The following is an 18,877-nucleotide window of genomic DNA, read 5'->3' as shown; positions in this document are numbered from 1 at the left end:
TGTAAGACAAAAAAAGAAAAGAATACATTCCGCATCCGTTCGTTAGACCCAGAAATCGTAATTTAAAAAAATCCTGTTCACTATCGACGGATTAAAGCATAGTTATCTGGAAGCACCGGAAATTCTGAGATTAGACCTTATGTAACATGAAGGATATAAAATGAAACTCACAGTAACACCTGTGAGATAATCAGAATCAAATTCAAAGCACAGTCTACACACAACAGACTAACTTTGCCGGAAACAAAAATCCAATAAATATGAAAAGGGAAAAATATGGAACGCCGTATATAATTTTGTTATGTACAGCGATGATATTGTTCACTACGCAAAACATAGTAGGAGCAAACCAAAGTAACAAAGGAGTTAGCATCATAGGAACAGGCAACCCTTATCTTCCGCTCTGGGAACATCTTCCTGACGGAGAACCCCGTGTATTTGAAGATCCGGATAATCCCGGTAAATATCGCACATACATTATCGGCTCGCACGATGTTCGCTTCAATAGTTATTGTGGTGCGGATATTCGCATGTGGTCAGCCCCCGTAGAAGATTTGACAGATTGGCGAGATGAAGGAGCTATTTTTACGTACCATGTCCAAAATCAGTGGGACGTAATGTATGCTCCGGATCTTGTTGAAATAAAGAGAAAAGACGGAACCAAAGAATATTACTTGTTCCCGCACAGCCGTGGCCGTAACCGTGAAGCGATGGTTTGTAAAGGGAAGCGTCCGGATGGCCCTTTTACTCCCATCAACCTGAACGAAGATGGCACACGAACACTGCCCGGTAGTTTTCTTGGATTCGATCCTTCCATCTTTGTTGAAAATATTACCGACCCTAATGACCCTGATTATGAAATCGGATTCCGTGCTTACGGATTTTGGGGATTTCAAAGGTCGTTGGCTGCCCAGTTGGATCAGAGCACGATGTATTCCGTCAGACCGGGGACAGAGATTATACCTTACTTCATCCCTGCAAGTACAAATTCCGGTATTATAAGAGATCCTGCCGGTACGACCTATCCTGCACTGCACAAAGAGCAGAATCCCAAAGATTTTAACTTCTTCGAAGCATCGTCTATCCGCCAGGTTGGTAATAAATATATTATGATCTTTTCCGGATATTCAGGGCCGGAGTATGGCTTAGGAAATTCCAATTCGACTCTTCGTTATGCTTTTGGTGATTCTCCGCTAGGTCCATGGCGTAGTGGCGGGGTACTTGTTGACTCCCGCGGAGTTGTGCCCAATCAGGATGGCAGTAAATTACAGGCAACTAACGCGGCACATAATACGCATGGCAGTCTGCAAGATATTAATGGTCAATGGTATGTATTCTATCATCGTCCGCCACGCGGATTTGGTTTTGCACGCCAGGCAATGGTCGCTCCTGTCACCATCGAATGGGATGAACAATCCGTAGCGGAAGGTGGTAAAGTGGTAATTCGCGGATACGACCCTTATGCAAAAGAAGGGATATGGGAAGCTAAAGCAACAAATGGCAATGAGTATACAGGCGCGGAAGTCACTTCCGAAGGTTTCCAAATCTTTGGACTGGATCCATACAAATACTATTCTGCCGGATATGCCTGCTATTTATCAAATATCGGTAGCCAACAGGATTCCTGGGATATTTGGGATAATAATATGCCTGTAGATGTACGAGGCAGCGATATCATCGGTTATAAATATTTTGGTTTTGGCGGTTTGAAGAAAGCTCAAAAAGGATTAAAACCTTTTGAAGGAACCCAAAAGGGGAATAAGACATCATTCAATCTCTTTCTAACTCCTACGACCGATGCTTCTTTCAAAATAAACATTTGGTTGGACGGGCCTTGGGATAATAGTGTTTGGAAAGGGAAAAAGATTGGCGAAATCACTGTTCCTGCCGGTTCTGCCCAAAAGATTACAAAATATACAATTAACGCCGAAGCTGTCGACAAGCTAGACAAGAAACACGCAATTTTCCTAGTTGCCGAAAGTAATTCTAAGGAGAAATTGTGTGTACTTCAAGGGGTGGGATTCAGTAAAAAGAATAAAAGCCTGGAATATCCGGCAGTTCCAAAGATAGAAATTCTTGTTAATGGCCAGAAAGTGAATTTGCCGACCACCCCGGTGAGGTCAACCAATACAAATGGTATTACTGGTTTTAATCACTATGAGACCCAATATGCCGTTCCTGCAAATGTAACAAGTATGCCTGTAATCTCTGCTTCTTCAAGTGAGCCTGATGTTCAAATAGACATCAGCCAACCCACTTCAAAAAAAGGAAAAGCAGTAGTCAAGTTTAACCACAAAGGTTCTGTAAAGACCTATACCATTCTACTGACAGAATAGTATTATTGAATGGTACAACGATGAGTTCTTATTTCGAACTCATTATTGTACCATTTTGAACTAAACTGTATTGTTTTGAATTACTTGAGCTCACATGTTCTTATATCAGCACCCAGATATTAAGATGCAATATGCAGATTATTAAGACATAGCAACTGGAATATATAGAGATGACACGTCAATAATTATAAGATTACATATACGAGATGCTCATCTCGTCATGTACCACATGCTCATCTGGTGATGTACGAGATGCTCATCTGGTAGCGCATAAGATGCTCATCTCGTACATGCAACCTAACTGAGATTTATATGCTATCCCTTAATGAAACACACGCTATCCTTTAATGAACGACAGGATAACCACAAAGAGCTAACAAGTTAATGATTACTTCTTTCTGTACCGGTTTTGAATGAAATAAATATGTTTCATTTTCCATCCACCCGGACTTCGGCCAGTCCAGCCTCATCCGAAATAAAACTGATACGAATAAAAGCGATATTACATCCAAAATCACCTTGGAAAGTCCTGCTCTTGGAATCTTTAGCCCCCACCCTATCCGATATGACTTCCTTCCAAAGCAAGTCATCAACAGAGACCTCTATTTTATATTGATATACAACATCAGTTTCAGGCAATTCCACTTGAATTTTACTAATGCAATAAGAAGCTTCCAAAGCCAACTTCCACCATTTTTCCCTGTCTGAAGCAACAGGTTTCCATACAGTAGCCACATCTCCATCATTTACATAAGCCTTATTAGTCCCCTCTAAAGAAGAACTAACCCAAGTAGGACGATAAGTAGCCAGCAACATTTGATCCGTATCCGAGACTTGTCCACCGACTTTCCCTTCATACCGGTGATAAGGACGTTCGGCAACAGGAACTGTGATTTCTTCTTTCCACCTAGGAGTACCCAAAGTAGTAATTTCAATAACAGTCGGTTTCAAGCCATCGGCCGTCGCCTGAATAACTGTTTTTCCTCCATGGTAAGAGCGAAAGGCAATAGCCGCCTGTCCGTCACGAATCGCTATATCCGAAGCCTCTTCCTTAGAAGGAGGCATGAAACGTATCGTCCGCCCCGTAGGAAACTCACCCGGGCCTGAAAGGATTCTCAATTCTATAGGTATATTGTTACTAATATGCCTATTCTGTGCATCCAAAACAGTGACCACCAATTGCGCGTCATCCGTCCCATCTGTCGATGATATGATAGTATTGCTCGCCTTCAATTCCAGTTTTGCAGGTATGCCCTCAACCGGCCATTCGGGTTCCTGAGGCTTCCTATTCCCTTTCTTTAGCGCCTCTACATACCAATAATATTGGCGTTTAGGCAAACGAAAATAATCTATCATTCCCATGGTAGCCAATCCTGTTCCAAAAATAGTGCCATGGTCGAATCCACACCAGATAATCTGTCCGCTACGCCACGTTGGAGGATTCCAGGGATCAGCATATCCGGGTGTTTTCACCACATCTCCCCAACCGGCAAAGAAACGCCCGGGACGATGAGAAGTCGTACTACCATACTCTGACACAAGGTTAGGTACTCCCGGATTCTGAAATTCAGTGCGCGACGCACCATCACCATTATAAAAAGCAACAGCATTTTTCCCCAACCGATCTATTTCGCCACGTTGTGCCCCACCGATTGCCACTTTTCTCGTAGGATCCCAAACGGACACACTGTCGGTAGCCTGATTCAACAAGGACTTCATGTCTTTGAAAGTCTCCCAATCAGTAAAAAACGGCTCGTTGCACATACTCCATGCGGCAATAGAAGCATGGTTACGATGAATCTTTACCATCTCTTTCAACTGTGCCAAAACACTTTTATCAAATTTCGGACGATATTCCGGATTTGCCGGGTAGCAACTGGAAGTCGGATGATTCCAACTAAAACGGTCACCAAACGCACCACCTGTTCCCCAAAAAGCATTTTCAGAGAAGAATATAAGCCCAATCTCATCACAAGCTTGGACGAAAGCAGGATCATGCGGATAATGAGAACCCCGTATACAATTGAATCCGGCATCTTTTATCATTTGTACATCACGACGCATAGCCGCATTTGTCACAGCATCTCCCCATCCGGCCTGGTCTTGATGCACGTTGGCGCCCAACAGATAATAATGTTCTCCATTCAAGAAAAAGCCATTGTCTGCTGTCCACTCAAACCAACGAAGTCCAAAAGTAGTCTCATATTTATCCATCACTTTTCCATCCGCCACAACTGTTGTCACAGCCTTGTACTGTTGAGGAGATTCAGGAGACCACAACTGCGGTTTGCTTATCCCGGGAAGTACCTGCCTGACAAGCTTTACTTCATTCCCCTTCACAGAGATTTTCGTTTGCCTCTTTGATACCACCTTACCCGCGGGTGATTTGATTTCCGTTTGTACAACACAATTCTTACCCGACGGATAATTATTCTTTATCTCCGTCTGCATCTCGCACAAGGCTTCTTTTTTACTAATAGCAGTAGTATAGGCAAAAGTTCCATACACATCAACATGCAACTTATCTGTGACGTTCAAATAAACATCCCGATAAATCCCTCCGCTAAACTGATGGTCACCGGCACGCGGGGCAACATCCGGTTTCCAAAGATTATTGACCCGAACGGCAATAACATTCTTCCCTGTATTGAGGTAACGGGTTATATCAAAAAAGAATCCTGTATAGCCACCGATATGCTTACCTAAATAAGTTCCATTAATATATACTTCAGTTTCTATAAAGGAACCTTCAAATTCCAGTGTCACATTCTTATCCTTCCATTCAATGGGGATGTCAATCGCCTTGCGATACCAACCGTAGCCGTTATAAACCTTACTCCACATAAAATAGGGTATCGAGAAAGAATGTGGCAGAGATATATTTTGCCAATCCTCGTCGTTGAAATCCGTAGCCTCAGCACCTTTGACATCGGACAATACAAATTTCCACTCACGATTAATATTCTGTTTCAAACGTACATCCCCGACAGAATACGCGGTTGAATGCAGCAAGCCGATTAACACACCTAACAATAATACACGCTTTATCATATTCATCATACAGCAACACCTATTTTATTTGAGTAAAAGACAGGCCATGATACATACGGCTCACAAAAGGCAAGCAAGTGTAAAGAGCCGAATGCCAGTATTCCCAAGTATGACCGCCATCACGTACACGGAACTGACAAGGGATATTCGCTCCGCGCATCGCACGAAAGAATTCTATATTCCGGTCGAGCAGAAAATCATCGTCACCACAGTCAACAAACCAAGCGACACTACGCAGTTCTGCCTTGCGTTCTTCATTGGATGACATTACATATTTCACACAACTCTTCTCTATCACCGAACGGGTTAATACTGCCAACTTTCCATTCGGATCATCAAAACGGGCCGCTCCTTCTTCCGGTATATCCATCAACGCACTCATTGCATAAACTGCACAAAACATCCCGGCATGACGCTGGCCATAACCGGTAGCCCCTCCGCCTCCCATCGAAAGCCCTGCAATGGCACGATGCTGCTTATCCCCAATGACACGATAACGCTCCTCTATAAATGGCAAGAACTCCTTGAAGAAGAATGTTTCATATTTCCATCCCGCCATATCAAAATATCCATTTTGATAGATATTCGGGTCTCCACCTCCGGCATCAGGAGTGACGATAATCATTTCACAGGCTTCCCCACTCTCAGTAAGGCAATCCATTACATCTTTTACATATCCACGATTCGCCCACACATCATTCTTTTCCCACATACCATGCAAGAGGTAGAGAACCGGATAGCTCTTTTCTTTATTATGTTCAGAACTTTTAGGCAGATACACCGTATACGCACGCTTCGTCTTTAAAACTTCACTATAAACCGTATCAGTAACTACCCGACTTTGAAAATTCGACTGTGCTTGCAATGACAGGATATAAATAGACAAGGCTACCAATACACCTAACTTTCTCATCTTCATTATCTTTTCATTTTCTTATATAAAGCATTCCTCACATACAAAGATATGAAATAACTCTTCAGTTCCTCTTATAATCAAAATAATCTATATCCACATATCCTCCAAGTGACTTGGTAGCATAATTAAAGATAGCAAATCTAGTTCCCATAAAAAGCCTTCGATAATCAAACCTCATCTTGAAGTCGTCCCCTATTCTCTTCCAATCCTTATTATCCAAGCTATAATAGCAAGCCGCTATATCATGGTCCAAACGAAAATCCCCGTCAATCCGCAAGTAAATGACAGATTGGTTAAGCTCCAGTTGTTCCTTTTCTTCACTTCTCACACCGAGAACGGCTTTGCTAGAGCTATCCAAATTGACAGAGTCTACAGACATCGCAAGATATTTCTTTCCATTTCTCATAACGATCGACAGAAGAGCCGCATCCCCGTTAAAAGCACTAAAGCCTGCCACATCTCCTTCTTTCATATGAGCGACATCCAGTGCAACCACACCGCTACATTCCGGTCCTTCCATTCGTTGGCTAATCGTATTTGGAGCTAAAAAAAGATTATCAACCACCCGGCTTGTTTTCAGTCTCAGGAAACCGGGACGTTCCGTCAACGACCAAGCCTCGTTCACCGGATTGTGATTCCACTGCCAGTTTAATTTCAGTTTTGAATCACTGAAGTCATCACTTACAACAAGAGATTTCTCCGGATACCCTTGCACAGGCTTTTCCATCAGTAAAGGCACTTTACCGTTGTCATCTCCCAATATCGGCCATCCGTCAATCCAACGGCAAGGCATCAGTGTGGCCACCCTTCCTATGCCACCGCGATCCTGAAAAATCATTCCGTACCAATTTCCTTTCGTATCATCTACAATACACCCTTGCCCCACATAAGGGAATCCGGCAAAATTATCCTCCAATATCACCTTCTTTTCGTATGGTCCGGTGATCTTATCGGCACGATAACACACCTGCCTGCGATTTTCACCTTTCGGCCACGAAATCATCAGCAAATAATATTTTCCATTATGTTTCACCACCCGGCTTCCTTCCAGTAGTCCGGTTTCGGTTTCATCCCGTTCAAAAATCTTCATATCCACGCCATTCGGCTTTACACCCGAAAGATCGGCATTCAGCTCTTTCAGAGAACCCGTACCCGAGAAAACATACACCCGTCCGTCGTCATCAAAAAAGAGAGAAGAATCATGAAAATGCTGTGTCCGTGTTAGTAGTTCCCATTTTCCGGCAGGATCTGTCGCCGTATAAATATATGAACGATAAGGCTTATCATTAGGAGAAAACAACACATAGAACTTCCCTTGGTGATAACGAATCGATGTAGCCCATTGCCCACGCCCATAAACGGTACCATTTATAAGGTCATAATTGGAAGTATCTGTCAAGCGGTCAAAAACATAACTGATTATTTCCCAGTTTACCAAATCTTTCGACTTCATGACCGGAGCGCCCGGCATCAAATGCATAGTGGTACTCATCATATAAAAATCATCTCCGACTCTGATTACATCCATATCAGGAACATCAGCGTAGACAACCGGATTAGTGAAAGTTGAAGATACAGAAGTTACTTTACAACCTCCGCACAAAGAAAGTATCAATAATAAAATAATTGTTCGATTCATCTCAGTAAATTTATATATACGTCCTTCCTCGTTGTGACAATGAACAGGCGTATGAATCAAATATAGTCTGCACTCTCTTAAAAGTTTATGCAGACTATATTCTTACATGTACATACCTATTCTATTACAATGTTATCCAAGTAGAGGTCACAAGAGGCACTACTACCATTCGCAATCAATTCCACTTTATTCTTTCCGGCATTCAAGGACACACCCGCAGAGGTTGTTTCCCAGTTTCCAACGCCCGTCTGGGCAAACTCCGGAGTAGCTACCTTTACACCATTGACATAAAGGTCAACAGTATTGACGGTCGCAGCTGCACAATAACGGATACGAAGTGAATAATTGCCAGCATCAGTCACAGAAACTTCATCACGTACCGCAGCATTCCCACTGGAACCGAAATTTAGAAAGCCCATGGCTGTATAATCCGGCAGAATCCCTTCCGTTTCACTATAAGGTTTTTTCGTGATGACACGGCTGATATTCTTATATTCAAAGTTCTCAGCCTCATATTGGCGGGCACCATGATAAATATTCGGACTGGCAGGAATACTGATAGTAGCTTTCGTATATTGAGTTTCCCTACCAGTAGCGTTACCGACACAATTCACTGTTATATCAACTGCACCATTATGAACAACGGTCATCGTATACACACCATTCGTCCAATCTTCCGATATACTGCATGAAGCAGGAGTAGCACGGTCTGTATAAGTCATCTGCGGCTTACCTGTACTGCCATAAATCTTGATTACATCCGTCTGCTTGACTCCCTTCTCATTGTAGTTAGTAAGATAGAAAGTCACTTTGTTGGAATACTCCTTGATGGCAGCCACCGAGTATTTGGCAAAGGCAAGTTCCATCTTCTCGCACGTATTATACTTGAATGGAATAGCGGCATTGCGCACTTCTGAATATGCATTGTAAGCCACCCACGCATTTTCATGACGCCCTGCATACAAGTTTCCGGTATATTCTTCAGGGAAATCACGGTTGAATATACTCTGCTTAAGTTTCACATCACCGTACGTACCATTATATTGCGAAGCATTAATTTTGTACTTGAATGAATTGGCAATATCGTCAGCAAACCCATAAACCACAGGAAGAGTAGGATAACGGCCCGTTTTCTTGAAATAGAGACGCTGTTCGTAATTAGTGCCGTCCTCATCCAGTTTATAGAGCCCATCATACAATGTTTTAGGAGCAAGATACCCCGGGTCAGAAGCTGTATTGTTAGGCGTAATGTCATTGACAATTACATATTTCGTACGATCTATCACTTCCTGACGGCTCATAATCCGGATTGTACCATCCAGAACTTTACGATAAATATCCATATTGATATTGTAAAGCTGGGGGTAAAACTCCCAATTACGCTTCGTATATCCATCTCCGGCACTTATGGCACTACCCTCTTTACATACCTGTTCGGGGATAGTCTCGGGACCGTCAAAGATTGTCTGACCGGTGAACATGATATGCTCTATTGCAGGAATGGCACCTGCGGCAACCGGGAATTTCTCATCTCCATTCCAATATATTGCATTCCAACCACATTCATCAAAGCGCATCCCATATTGTCCCGCATATCCGGAAAGCCAAGCTCCCAAACAAGCACTCTCTATATCGAAGAACCCATAAGTAGAGGTGTATTTCTCACATACTATCAAATTTTCCGGATGTTCCCGGCAGATAGCGGCAAACTCCGCATCACGCTTAAACATAGCCACAGGGGTAAGGGATGCTCCCCAATGCGGACCACAGAAACTGATGGTCAGATAGCCACCATATTTAGCGTTAAGCTTCATCAAATTAGTCCAATGCTTTAAACGTTGAGGATATGACACCGAGAATTGGTCGTCAAATCCCCAGAACTGCTCGCAATAGTTAAAACCCAGAAAGTTGGGATAATCACGATAGAACTCTTCATAAAGACTTCCTTCCATTTGACCATATGTCGCAAAATCCGGGAAATGGGAGAAACCGCCGCTCGAAGGCTGCACCATAGCCCATACATTATTCTCAGCACAAGTGCGAAGCCATGATTTTGCGACTTCATACCCATATTCTACCAGTCCCCATTTGCCGGTATCATCATCGTGAAGAACAGAAAGTGAAATATTGAAGATTACATATGGGCGGATGTCTGCCGGTATCATGTCAATGATACGCTGTGGGTCAGCATGATTCCATGTGTCGATATGGAAAATCCATGCCGGCTTGTCGGGAGAGATAAGACGACGCAAATCCCCCATTACCGGTTCATCAGGATTGTCCTTATCATCTATCGTGAACGTAAGAGGCAAAGAGCCGTCACTAAACCTGAAAGCCACTGACTTGCCTTTTACATCCACCTGGCTAAAAATACTCTTCACCGTTCCGGCTTCCGCCCTGCGTTTCAGTGTTTTTACATCATCGTTGCATTTCACGGTCCAATATCCATCTTCATCCATCCCTACCACAGGAATAGAGGACAGTTCTGATGTAACAGCAATTTTGGCATCTTTTATACTCAACCAATCATCATCGATAGTCCAATAATACGTATCTCCATCCTTCTTCACGCTAAGCTTTGGAGCGTAAACAGAGGTTTCTCCTTTATCCAAAGGCGTAATTTCAGTACGTACGGTAAAACTGTTTCCGTCTGAAAGTTCCACATTGTAAGAAGAGGCAGAGAGTGTCACACACGATCTCACATCCAGCCCTTTTTCCTGCGCCACAACCATTCGTTGCAGCGCCTTTAAGTTGGAATTTATATCATCTATCGTATTCTCCGACTTTGGAGGTTCGGGACCTACTACTATTTGAAGTATTTCCTCATCCTTGCAACTGTAAAAGCAAACGAGCAAGAAAGAAAAAAGCAGAGCCGGGAAAAGGCGTACATTAAAAAGTAAATATTTCATCATATATATTTTATTAGCGGAACATGTTTATATTAAACTCACGTTACCCAAGGTTATTTCAATCCTTCAACTACTCCTTCATACATACCATTTCGATTGTAGCCGGAAGTCCATGGACAAACCGTATTTCCACCGTTGCTTTCGCTCATGCCGGATATCGAAATGCCATATTGCTTGTCGGCAGGAATCAGCCTTCTGTACTCTTTCATAATGAAAGCCAAATATTCGGCAGCAGCAGCACGTTCCTCCAAAGTGAGCTTATTGGCTACAATGAAGTTTCTATTGGTGTCCTGCACCATCATACTGAGATCAGAGACGCGCACCGTTTTACCACTTGCTGCAAGTTTCTCAAACAATCCGGTTATAATTTCTTCATTACCTTCCTGGTCTGTGACATTTTGGGAATAAATAGCATGAAGCAAAATGTTATATCCGTCAATTTTGGTTACATTGTCTGCTTCCCACGAATCGACCAATGTGATAAGTTCATCGGCTACTTTTCCCATATCATCAAATTGGTTGATAGTTTGGCTGACAAAAAGTTCAAGTTCCACCCCTACGTTCTTCACTGTATCCCGTGCAATCTTCACAGCAGTACGTGCATAATCTATTTCACCCAGATATTCACTCCATTTGAATGTATTTTCATCAGTCGTATTATCAAGCGGCTCACTAATAATGTTCCACAACTTCACGCTGTTCACTTCATTAACGCCAGCATATACCATTCCCCCAATCCATTTTTCCATTTCCTTGGTGAATATTTCTTTCTTTTCTTCAGGAGTTTTCTCTATATGCTGCGGCTGGGCTTCCCACATAAACTTTAAGTTGTCGATGTATGCTGTCCAGTTACTTGAACTTGAGCCGATTGAAAACTCCATTTCATTAAGGTCTTTCATGGCATCAGGTATCTCAATCGTTCCTTTGGGAATATCTTCACCCAAAGCGCTATACGTACCCTCCTTTACAAATGTCACAAGTATCCCACCACGTTTCCAGGTATCATTTTCCTGAAAACCATAATTGGCTGCATTCGTATTAAGAGAGATCGTTTGTCCATTTATTATTACGCTCATACCGCCGCCATACATTCCCTTGATAAGACGCATATCCATCATCATGCCGGTATAATCTTTCAGTGTCATGCCTTCTTTCAATTTAACAGTAAACTTTGGAAATGCCCATGCAGCTTGGTTGATGTAAAGTACATTCCCACTCTCTCCGGCCGGGTCCTTTACAACTGTGGCTGTTCCGCTACCGGTCATAGGATATGTGTCATTTATCGCGTCAGTCTCAAAACTAATAGTAGTGCTTCCTTTACCTGACACTTCATATTCCATAGAAATATTATCAAGATAATATTGAGCAGCAGTAGATTGAGAACCGATAGAAAGATCAAATTCTGTAAGACCTCTCATGTTTTCCGGTATCACAAATCCCGGAGCAGTAGCATCATTTAGTTTTATTACAAGACTACGTTTCCACTTATTATCGGTTGCACCAAGGTCAGCTGCACTTTTCCCCAAAGCAAACTTAGTTCCATTTATAAGAACCCTCATACCTTGCCCATGGATACCATCTTCACCAACATGACGTAAGTCTATATTCAACCTCACATAATCACCCAACATTCTGCCACTGGGCAGCACAACATGGAGCTTGGCATATGAATCATTAGCCTTTACATCGTTCGTACCTACATGAAGTACGTGCCCACTTTCACCAGCGGGGTCCTCTTCTACAGTAGCCGAACTATTACCAGTCATAGGGTAAGTTTTACCAATTGCATCATCGTCAAAGTTGAATAACTTCGTTTTACCCGTTTCTGTTTCCACCGGTATATCAATCGGTTCAATGAGCTTATTATAATAGACGGCACGCTGTCCTTGGTCTGAGCAGAGTGAACCACCATAAAGTGCGATACCGGCTCTGGCTGTAAGGTCAGTCACCGACTGCATACCGCCAAAGTCATAAGTACCGTCCACCTTCAATGTATTAAGCGGGGTAAACGAACCATTCACATCGGCCGCATTGAAGTTTGCCAACAAAGTACTATATGCAATGTCTTTCTTGGTAAGCAGGCTTGCAGACATATTAGTAGCCAGTTGAAAAGAGCTATTGCTGTTAACATACGACTTCAAAAGGTCGAATGTGCTCAAATACTCGCTATTGGCTACTTCTTCCGGCTTTTCCAGCGGAAGATGACAAGCGTACTCATCCTTGCACGATACCACTACAGTGGCTACCAATACAAAAAAGATTATCTTATTATTGATGTATTTCATATTCTTCTAGTTTTAACGTTTATATCGGATAAAACACTATTTCCGTTCTACCTCAAATGTCCCACCGCCATACACATTACGGGTACGAAGCACCAATGTGTCTTTAGTGGCCAGCTGAATACCCGGATTTTTCAGTTCGACATTATATTCCAGATAAATAGCATCACGGTCTTTCCCGCCAAGGCTGTTCTTCTCCCCTTTACTTACGAACTTGCCGCTTCCACTAGCTACTACGTCCTGTGAACCTGAGGTGATGGAGCAAGCCCCCTCCTCATTAAAAGTCAGATGTAATGTGAAACTATGCGCATCACCTCCACCATCTTTCACTTGCAGTGTCAGGAGATCTTCCTTATAAGCAGCAGTAGTAACATCTACATCCTCATCCTTCTCTACAAATTCAGCATGGCGGACAAGCTGTTTGGATTCGCCACCAATGGTAACCTGATCCACTCCACGACGCAGGTACTGCCCGTGCCAGGGATTGACATATTTTACAGCATAGAGTACATAATTCTTTGGCTGGATACTCCAATCATCGGCATTATTCCATGCAGGAGAATCCACAGCAGACTTGCCTTGAAGAATTGAGTCAGCCCCCTGTACATCGTCCATTCTGAGAGGAATCACATAATACCGGTCAATAGACTTTTCGTCAGCGAAGAAAGCATCAGTGAGCTGCACTTCCACCCCACCCGAAATCTCATTTGCAGGAATACTGATCTGTCTGGAAGCCAACGCATAGTAGGAAGACGGCATTGGAGTGACGGGAATATCAGTACCCTTGAAATAGAGTCCGTCACACAGCGACTCTTCTACCACATAATCGATAATCACATTCTTGCGATTGGTATAACCACCACCCCATGCAGCCTTAATCAACATCTTATGCTGATTATCAAGAGTATTGTCATAGAAGTTTTCCTCACCAAGTTCAATAGTACGCAGACCATATTGGTTGGCAAAATATACAGTCTGATAATCAAAATCAGGGAACTCATTCTCCCCATTCTCACAAGAAGTAAAAGTGAGGAAGAATGAGGCTAGTCCGATATATATTAAATTCTTTTTCATTATCTATAGATGTTATGTGTATGTTCTGTAATTACTTCCAGCCCTTATTCTGAATAAGGTTGCTGAATTTGAGTGTCTCTGAATACGGAATGGGACAATAACGCATATAATCCTCATAAGCCCGTTCCTCTACAGTGAACGTAGTATAACTCTGTCCGTCAGAAGTCCAGTCAATGCCACGTACCGCTTCGTTAAGATTCTCGTTCCAACGACGGAGATCCCAAAAGCGGAATCCCTCAAAACATAGTTCCAAACGACGTTCATTGCGGATTAATTTACGCATTTCATTCGGGTCATTTGCACATTTTTCCAGATACGAATCATTATCACCGCCTACTCCCGCGCGCTTGCGGATAGCCTTCACAACATCATAAGCAGAGTAGCCGTTGCCATTGGCATTCTTTGGGCCCCAAGCTTCGTTGGCAGCCTCCGCATAGTCAAGATACATTTCGGTATAACGGACACGGGGATTGTAGTGCGCTTTTGCAGAAGTAGAGGTAGGATCGCAGTTTACATCCATGCGCAGACGTTTCTTCATATAGTAACCTGTACGGGTTGATTTCTGTTCCACAGTATTGATTCCATCATCTGTAGACGACTTTGAACTAGTATAGATAGTCTTGTTGCTGCTGCCCGCAGTAGAGCCATTATAAATAATATACTTAGCCAAACGAGGATCACGGTTGTCATAAGGTTTACTCTTATCATACCCACTGTTAGTAACATCATCAATCGGATAACCATTAGCCATAGGAAAAGCGTCTACCAGGTTCTGCGAGGGATTCATATTGCCGGAACCGAACAATGAAGGCGGAAAATGTCTTCCTTCCTGATTCGTATCACCACTGCTGATATTTTCTCTCCAAAGTATTTCTTTGGGGTTCACACCATCTTTTATTGCATCCGCAATGGCTGCTTCATAATAAGTAACACCGTCAGCAGCCAAGCCGTCAATTCCACCATTATAGTCTATAACAGAGGCGGCAGCCATAGCAGCCTCCTCCCAAGTAGAAGTATTTGATGGAGTTTGAAATGCAGGACTGGCAGCAAGGATAGCCGTACGTACACGATAGGCGCGGGCAATCAGTCCGTTGAACAATTGACGTGCTTTTGCCCCCATTACTATGTTATACTTACTTATATCCTGTGTGGCAGACTGGAACTCAACAGGAACTGTCGTTACATCTTCATACTCCCAAGGCAGCATTTCTTCCGCTTTCGACAAATCACTGTAAATTTGTTCTACGCAAGCCTGGAAAGAGGCACGTGGAAGGTTAAAATCAGATTCTACAGTTTGTGATTCTGTCAAAATAGGCACACCCAGTAACTCGCCATTTTCTCCGAATCCGGCATGAGCACGGAGTAGGTAATAAAGGAACATACCACGAAGTCCATACGCCTCACCTTTAGTACGACGGGCAAAAAGAGCATTTTTCTCCGCGTCATCCGCCCACTTCACCTGGTCAACATTCTCAAGAAAAAGGTTGAGGTACTGTATGGAGCTGAACGAGTTCGTCCATTGATTGAGAGATGTCCACGTAGACGCTGTCCATCCACCGGTAGCTATCGTGAGGAACGCATCGCTTTTCTGATTAACCACAGCATCGTCCGTAGCATATTCACTATTGTCATAGTAGCCCGGGATATGACTATATGTACTCATCAGGAAGCCTTGTGCATACTGGGCATCTTCGTACATCTGCTCTACATCCTTGAAGTTTTCGAGCCCCGGTTTGAAGAGGTCATCGCAACCACTCAACATCAGAGCACCGGCTACAAAAAGTAATATCTTCTTATTCATATTATGTTTTCTTATTAGTTAGATTTAGAAAGCAGCTTTAAAGCCTACATAAAAGTTACGCATCTGGGGATAACCGGTACTCAACTCCATATATTGGCGCTCTTTTGAGATGGTGAGCAAGTTGCTGCCACCACAATACAAGCTGAGTCCATGAACAAACGTTCCGTTGAATGTGCTCTCCGGGAAATCATAACTAAATTGTACGTTTGCCAATTTGAACATATTCGTCTTGTACATCCAGAACGTAGAGCTGCGATAATTATTATCACCGTTACCTGTCGTTAACCGAGGATAAGTGGCCGTCTCGGCAGTCTTGTAGGTCCAACGGTTCCATACGACTTCGGAGAACTTACTTGTACCCCTGTTCCAGTAATAAGAGTTATCCTTCATACCAATAGCACCGGTTCGTCCGTTACCAAGCGCAAACAACGAGAAGTTTTTATACTTTAGTTTCAGATTGATACCAAATGTGAAAGGCGCTGCCCACCATCCACCTTTACCCAGGTCGATTTGATCTTTACTGTCTATCACACCATCTTCATTGATATCCTTGTATTTCAGGTCACCGGGTTTAACGGTTCCGAAAGTTTGTCTCGGGTGTTTCGCAATATCTTCCTCGCTTTGGAAGAACCCCTCGCACACGTAACCTCTTACCGCATCGAGCGCATGCCCTTCAGCAAGTAAGTAATCATATTCCGTCACTTCGTCGCGCTTAGTAGCTTTTGAAGAGAAAACCATGCCATTAAAACCCAGAGTCACATCCAGTTGACCAAACTTTTTATTGGCAGTAACTCCAAAATCAAAGCCGGAACGCTTGTCTTCATTATTATTTATCCAAGGCAGGAATGAGGAAGTATCATTCAAATTAAAATAAGAAGGGAAGATGGTAGAAGCACCACGCGTCAACAGTCCACCGGTTGTCTGCGTGAAATAGTTGGCATTCAGCTGAAACAGTTTATTAAACAATGTCGCATCAATTCCCACACGGTACTCTTCGCGGGTAATGAATGTCAATTCCGGATTTCCACCACGTATGGAACCTGAAAGAACGCCACCTGCTGTTCCGTCATGCCATTGATACCAACCGGTCTTCTTCTGCTCCATCAAGTAATAACCCTTATACATATAGTAATCAGAGATATCCAAATCCTGATGTAACTTAGCATATGACGCTGTCAATTTCAAATCGTCCACAAAGTCCACATCCTTCATAAACTTTTCCTTACTAAGTCTCCAGCCTAAAGTGACGGAGGGAGAGAAAGCATTACGTTTACCTTCGGGAAGTTTGGCAGAATGAACCAATGCTCCGGTAAAATCTACATAATATTTATGAGCATAATTATAGGACGCACGCAGGCCAAGATTCACATTACTGGTCCGATGATAATTACTACCTGCTACACTGCTGCCGATAGCATTGTTGTTCTCATCCGAAGAACTTTGAGTTTGATACCCCCATCCCAGCAATGTGGCGGACACATTGTGGTATTTGTTGAATGTACGGGCATAATCAAACTGTGCACTGAAAGTGAGTGTCTGGTCATAAGTCGATTTACCTACATATTCATTAATACTCTTCTTATCTTCTCCGAACTTAGTCAGCCCGACAATCATGTCTTTACCATTTACGTTCGCCCAGGTAGGTTGGTATACAGCGTAATCCTCCGCAAATGCTTCAGAATAGTAAGACGTATAGTCTACGCTATAAGCAGTCTTGAATGACAACCCTTTGAGCAGGTTGTCAAGATCAGCCATCAAGACAACATCAAACATAAACATACGCGATTTTTCTTTCGTATATCCTGCGGCCAACAATTCCGAGAATGGGTTGGTCGTATCAGCAGAAGTACCACCAAGCAAATATTGACCATCAATCAAGTGATTACTGTTTGTGATATACTCGTCAATAGTAGCAACCGTACGATCCATCATATCGATAGGAAGCAATGGCGCAAACCAGTTCGGACGAAGCGTTGAGGCAACTCCCCAAAAGCTACCTCGACCGGCATAACTGTTGTTGAATACCACAGCAGCATTAGTACTAGCCTTCAACCAGGAAGCAAGTGACATATCCACATTACCACGTACATTGAAACTCATATCGTATGCCTTTTTCGCTTCACCATACTTCAACAGACTATTGTTGTAATCCATGCCGAAATCCAAATAATAATGGGTCTTCTCATTTCCACCATACACTTCACCTACGACACCCGAATTAACATTAAACTTCCGCAAATAGTCCGAACTATAAAAGTCAATATCCGGATAGCGGTACGGATTGGTACCCAATGTTGTCTGGTAAATCGTAGAAGCATCGTATTTCTCTGCTATTCCATCATTACGGCACGCTTCATTATAAAGAGTCATGTAACAGTCCGAGTCCAGATACCTGGGATAAGAAACCGGAACATTGGCGGCTACTGTACCACGAATATCTATGCTCATAGGCGCATTTTTACCACGTTTGGTAGTAATAAGAATCACTCCTTTCGAAGCACGGCTGCCATAGAGCGCTACGGCGGCAGCGTCTTTCAGAACCGACACACTCTCTACCTCTGTCGCTTTGACATTGCTGGCACTACGTGGCACACCGTCAACCAGTACCAGGGCACCTTGTCCCCAAATGTTACCGTTGTATCCGCCCACCATTCCGTTAAGTCCCATCAGACTATTATTATTGTACAATATCTTCGACAGTTCCGACGTGTTGACGGTAGAGACGGCATGAGTCAAGTCTTCCTTCGCAACTTTGCCGAAAGCCACATTCACAAGACTGTCCTGTGCTTCTTGCGCCACAACGCCTCTAACATTCAGAAACGCCATTGCCAAAGCAGTACAGCCAATATATATAAACTTTCTATTCATT

Annotated in this window: 9 protein-coding genes; 1 reads left to right on the top strand and 8 read right to left on the bottom strand. The window is 43.1% G+C overall.

The window, feature by feature from the left end:
• Nucleotides 1–260: 260 nt before the first annotated feature.
• Complete coding sequence (locus HC965_RS16505) at nt 261–2,336, top strand: hypothetical protein (RefSeq protein ID WP_191032481.1); 2,076 nt, start codon at nt 261–263, stop codon at nt 2,334–2,336.
• Nucleotides 2,337–2,765: 429 nt separating this feature from the next.
• Here HC965_RS16505 and HC965_RS16500 read toward each other — a convergent pair whose 3' ends face one another.
• The 8 genes from HC965_RS16500 to HC965_RS16465 all read right to left on the bottom strand — a co-directional run bounded on the left by HC965_RS16500 (nt 2,766) and on the right by HC965_RS16465 (nt 18,876).
• On the bottom strand, nt 2,766–5,396 hold the full coding sequence (locus HC965_RS16500) for a glycoside hydrolase family 2 TIM barrel-domain containing protein (RefSeq protein ID WP_191032480.1): 2,631 nt from the start codon (nt 5,394–5,396) through the stop codon (nt 2,766–2,768).
• A 10-nt stretch (nt 5,397–5,406) separates the two neighbouring features.
• Entirely contained in the window at nt 5,407–6,306 is a 900-nt protein-coding gene (locus HC965_RS16495) for an alpha/beta hydrolase (RefSeq protein WP_370539986.1), read from the bottom strand.
• A 58-nt stretch (nt 6,307–6,364) separates the two neighbouring features.
• Nucleotides 6,365–7,942, bottom strand: a complete 1,578-nt coding sequence (locus tag HC965_RS16490; RefSeq protein WP_191032478.1) for a glycoside hydrolase 43 family protein — start codon at nt 7,940–7,942, stop codon at nt 6,365–6,367.
• A gap of 116 nt (nt 7,943–8,058) precedes the next feature.
• Nucleotides 8,059–10,854, bottom strand: coding sequence for a glycoside hydrolase family 98 domain-containing protein (locus HC965_RS16485; protein WP_223854924.1), 2,796 nt, complete (start codon nt 10,852–10,854; stop codon nt 8,059–8,061).
• 50 nt (nt 10,855–10,904) lie between these two features.
• Nucleotides 10,905–13,136 (bottom strand): endo-1,4-beta-xylanase, encoded by a 2,232-nt coding sequence (locus HC965_RS16480; protein ID WP_191032477.1) that lies wholly within the window; start codon nt 13,134–13,136, stop codon nt 10,905–10,907.
• Between the two features lie 36 nt (nt 13,137–13,172).
• Entirely contained in the window at nt 13,173–14,207 is a 1,035-nt protein-coding gene (locus HC965_RS16475; protein WP_191032476.1) for a DUF5627 domain-containing protein, read from the bottom strand.
• Between the two features lie 31 nt (nt 14,208–14,238).
• Nucleotides 14,239–16,008, bottom strand: coding sequence for a RagB/SusD family nutrient uptake outer membrane protein (locus HC965_RS16470; RefSeq protein WP_191032475.1), 1,770 nt, complete (start codon nt 16,006–16,008; stop codon nt 14,239–14,241).
• A gap of 24 nt (nt 16,009–16,032) precedes the next feature.
• The gene (locus tag HC965_RS16465; protein ID WP_191032474.1) at nt 16,033–18,876 is read right to left on the bottom strand and encodes a SusC/RagA family TonB-linked outer membrane protein; all 2,844 of its coding nucleotides are present in this window, start codon (nt 18,874–18,876) and stop codon (nt 16,033–16,035) included.
• Between the last annotated feature and the right edge of the window lies 1 nt (nt 18,877).

It is taken from the genome of Bacteroides sp. GM023, from assembly GCF_014750685.1.
Lineage (GTDB): Bacteria > Bacteroidota > Bacteroidia > Bacteroidales > Bacteroidaceae > Bacteroides.
Note: the sequence above shows the minus strand (reverse complement) of the source record. Positions and strands in the feature narration are given on the sequence as shown.

What these genes read in the sequence shown, in the direction of transcription:
- HC965_RS16485 (WP_223854924.1), bottom strand. Translation starts at nt 10,854, where the DNA reads ATGATGAAATATTTACTTTTTAATGTACGCCTTTTCCCGGCTCTGCTT.
- HC965_RS16495 (WP_370539986.1), bottom strand. Translation starts at nt 6,306, where the DNA reads ATGAAGATGAGAAAGTTAGGTGTATTGGTAGCCTTGTCTATTTATATC.
- HC965_RS16475 (WP_191032476.1), bottom strand. Translation starts at nt 14,207, where the DNA reads ATGAAAAAGAATTTAATATATATCGGACTAGCCTCATTCTTCCTCACT.
- HC965_RS16500 (WP_191032480.1), bottom strand. Translation starts at nt 5,396, where the DNA reads ATGATGAATATGATAAAGCGTGTATTATTGTTAGGTGTGTTAATCGGC.
- HC965_RS16470 (WP_191032475.1), bottom strand. Translation starts at nt 16,008, where the DNA reads ATGAATAAGAAGATATTACTTTTTGTAGCCGGTGCTCTGATGTTGAGT.
- HC965_RS16490 (WP_191032478.1), bottom strand. Translation starts at nt 7,942, where the DNA reads ATGAATCGAACAATTATTTTATTATTGATACTTTCTTTGTGCGGAGGT.
- HC965_RS16465 (WP_191032474.1), bottom strand. Translation starts at nt 18,876, where the DNA reads ATGAATAGAAAGTTTATATATATTGGCTGTACTGCTTTGGCAATGGCG.
- HC965_RS16480 (WP_191032477.1), bottom strand. Translation starts at nt 13,136, where the DNA reads ATGAAATACATCAATAATAAGATAATCTTTTTTGTATTGGTAGCCACT.
- HC965_RS16505 (WP_191032481.1), top strand. Translation starts at nt 261, where the DNA reads ATGAAAAGGGAAAAATATGGAACGCCGTATATAATTTTGTTATGTACA.